Source organism: Borreliella californiensis (genome assembly GCF_014205885.1).
Classification (GTDB): domain Bacteria; phylum Spirochaetota; class Spirochaetia; order Borreliales; family Borreliaceae; genus Borreliella; species Borreliella californiensis.
This window is the reverse complement of record NZ_JACHFB010000031.1, coordinates 1-1,521: the sequence shown is the minus strand read 5'-3', so window position 1 is coordinate 1,521 and position 1,521 is coordinate 1. Positions and strand designations below refer to the sequence as shown.

Below are 1,521 nucleotides of genomic sequence, written 5' to 3'. Positions count from 1 at the left end.
TTTGGCCCGTAATATATCCTTAATTGTACGCTTTAGAATGCCAAAATCAGAATCAAAAACAATACTCATAAATTAAACTCCATATTCAAAACATCGCCTGAGAAAAAAAAGGATATATGCACTTTGTTGTCTTGAATAATAGTAGAAATGTTTATTAAATCTAAGTTAAGTTCTTTAGATATTTCGTGAAAATAATTTTTTACAGCGTGAAGATTATTAATTTTTAACAGTTTTAAAAGTAAGAAGTAGTCCAGTCCCCAATTAGGAGCATAGCTTAAACTCCCCCTTAAGGTTTTTAAAAATATCAAAAATCTTTGTTTTTGCTCTTCAATTCCATCAACAAGTGATAAATCGTTATTAAATACTAATTCAAAATTGTTGCCTAATCTTAAATCCATACTAGTAATTATACCATATTTAGCAAAAATTACTTAAATAAACTATTAATATCAGCAGTAATTCTAGAAGTTTCAGCTCGTAGGCTTGCATAGTTAATAGTTGAGTCTCCTATGATAGATATGCCATTGATAGCACTAACAATATTATCTAGAATGTTTTTTAAGCTAGTTGTTTGGTTAGCTATTTCAATGTTATTGTTTGCTTTAATTTTAACAGTATCAGAGATTAGATTTAATGTTTTTGGGCTAATTGCACTAAGTATGTAAAAATGATGTTTGTCAAAGTGAATATCATTATTTTTATCAAAAATATTAACGCTTGATTGAAGTAGTAAAACGCTATCGCCTTTTGATAGTTCTAAACTGATATTAGAAATATTTTTTGTGTGAATTTCTAAATCTTCAAATTCGGGTATTGTAACAATAGCTTCTTGAGTTTGTTGTTTAAAATCCTTTACAGTGCCAATTTTAATTATGAAAATGTTTGAATAAATCCAATTTTTAACGTCCTCTTGTGCTAATGCATGCCCATAAAGGCGCTGGTTCATTCTATAAATTTTATAGTCTTTAGTCATTTTAATCCCCTTTACTTTCTATATTTAATCAGAATCATCCTTTAATTTAAGTATTAATGAACACTCTCCTGCGTTGCTAAGTCTTGCACTTGTTTCTTTTATGGTGGTTTTTATCATTTTTCCTAGTCCATCAATAAATGAAACTTTATCGCCAATTTTTAGTTTATGTGTGTAAAATGTTTGTGCGTTCCAATATACACGTCTTATATTGTATTCGCCCTCAATAGCAATTTCTTGTTGTGGTATGAATTCAAGTCCATAATCTTCTAAAGCCTTGTAATTTTCATCTGCTTCAATTGTTCTATCATTAGTAAATATAAAATTACATTCAACATCAAAGCTGTCACCGCCAACATCAGCTATTACGTCGTGAATATATATTCCTTTGATTTTTTCAACAAACTCTTTTGGTGTTGTGGCATAAATATCTTTGTCAATGATTTTAAGACGATATTCTTTGTCCATATTAATAATATTGCGATTAGGAAATACAGATTCTATTGCCTCTTGCACCGTTTTCCCCTTGAAGTTTTTGTTCTCTAATTTTC

General features: G+C 28.9%; 4 protein-coding genes. All 4 read right to left on the bottom strand.

Going from position 1 to position 1,521, the window contains the following annotated elements; translation table 11 throughout:
* Positions 1-69, bottom strand: a 69-nt coding sequence (locus HNP67_RS06785) for a DUF276 domain-containing protein (RefSeq protein ID WP_184125808.1), incomplete at its 3' end; no start/stop codon positions are given.
* The gene (locus HNP67_RS06780; protein WP_184125806.1) at positions 66-398 is read right to left on the bottom strand and encodes a DUF2634 domain-containing protein; all 333 of its coding nucleotides are present in this window, start codon (positions 396-398) and stop codon (positions 66-68) included. The genes HNP67_RS06785 and HNP67_RS06780, both read right to left, overlap by 4 nt.
* 29 nt (positions 399-427) lie before the next feature.
* Entirely contained in the window at positions 428-973 is a 546-nt protein-coding gene (locus HNP67_RS06775) for a DUF777 family protein (RefSeq protein ID WP_184125804.1), read from the bottom strand.
* Positions 974-997: 24 nt separating this feature from the next.
* Positions 998-1,521, bottom strand: a 524-nt coding sequence (locus HNP67_RS06770; RefSeq protein ID WP_184125802.1) for a DUF693 family protein, incomplete at its 5' end; no start/stop codon positions are given.